Here is a 1,236-nt window from a genome sequence, read left to right as displayed (position 1 = left end):
CGTCTGAAGGAAGCCGGTGTGGCGACCGAAGTGATCGCTGTGTCCGCAGGCGTCACGCAAGCGCAGGAAACGCTGCGCACGGCGCTGGCGATCGGCGCGGATCGCGCGATCCTGATCGAGTCGACCGAAGAACTGCAGCCGCTGGCGGTTGCCAAGCTGCTGAAGGCGCTGGTGGACAAGGAGCAGCCTTCGTTGATCATTCTCGGCAAGCAGGCCATCGACGACGATTCGAACCAGACCGGCCAGATGCTCGCCGCGCTGGCTAATCTGCCGCAAGCGACGTTTGCATCGAAGGTTGTCGTGGCTGACGGCAAGGCAACCGTGTCGCGCGAAGTGGACGGCGGCGCCGAAACGCTGTCGCTGACGCTGCCGGCGGTGGTCACCACCGACCTGCGCCTGAACGAGCCGCGCTATGTGACGCTGCCGAACATCATGAAGGCAAAGAAGAAGCCGCTCGAAACGATCAAGCCCGCAGACCTGGGCGTGGACGTCACGCCGCGCCTGAAGACGCTGAAAGTCGCCGAACCGCCGAAGCGCTCCGCCGGTGTGAAGGTGCCGGACGTGAAGACGCTGGTCGAGAAGCTGAAGACTGAAGCCAAGGTGCTTTAAGTAGAACCCGGAGACGGACGAAATGACGAATCTTGTAATTGCAGAACACGACAATGCGTCGATCAAGGCCGCGACGCTGAACACGATCGCAGCGGCGCAGAAGATTGGCGGTGACGTTCACGTGCTGGTCGCGGGTCACAACGCGCAAGCGGCGGCGGATGCGGCTGCGAAGATCGCGGGTGTGTCGAAGGTGCTGCTGGCCGACGCGCCGCAACTCGAAGCGGGTCTCGCGGAAAACGTCGAAGCGACCGTGATGAACATCGCGAAGGACTACACGCATATCCTGGCGCCGGCGACCGCTTACGGCAAGAACATCGCGCCGCGTATCGCCGCGAAACTCGACGTCGCGCAGATCAGCGACATCACAGCAGTGGATTCTGCCGACACGTTCGAGCGTCCGATCTACGCGGGCAACGCGATCGCAACGGTGCAATCGGCTGATCCGATCAAGGTCATCACGGTGCGCTCGACCGGCTTCGATCCGGTGGCAGCAGAAGGCGGCAGCGCGAGCGTGGAAAAGATCGAAGCGGCAGCAGACGCGGGCGTTACCCAGTTCGTGAGCCGTGAAGTGACGAAACTGGACCGTCCGGAACTGACGTCGGCGAAGATCATCGTGTCGGGTGGCCG

2 protein-coding genes are annotated in these 1,236 nt (G+C 63.0%); both read left to right on the top strand.

The window, feature by feature from the left end:
• On the top strand, window positions 1-609 hold a 609-nt coding region (locus PQQ53_RS34925; RefSeq protein ID WP_408329279.1), incomplete at its 5' end, for an electron transfer flavoprotein subunit beta/FixA family protein.
• A 22-nt stretch (window positions 610-631) separates the two neighbouring features.
• Window positions 632-1,236: electron transfer flavoprotein subunit alpha/FixB family protein (locus tag PQQ53_RS34920; protein WP_408329276.1), on the top strand; the 605-nt coding region annotated here is incomplete at its 3' end.

This window comes from Paraburkholderia strydomiana, assembly GCF_046030495.1.
GTDB lineage: Bacteria > Pseudomonadota > Gammaproteobacteria > Burkholderiales > Burkholderiaceae > Paraburkholderia > Paraburkholderia strydomiana_A.
Note: the sequence above shows the minus strand (reverse complement) of the source record. Positions and strands in the feature narration are given on the sequence as shown.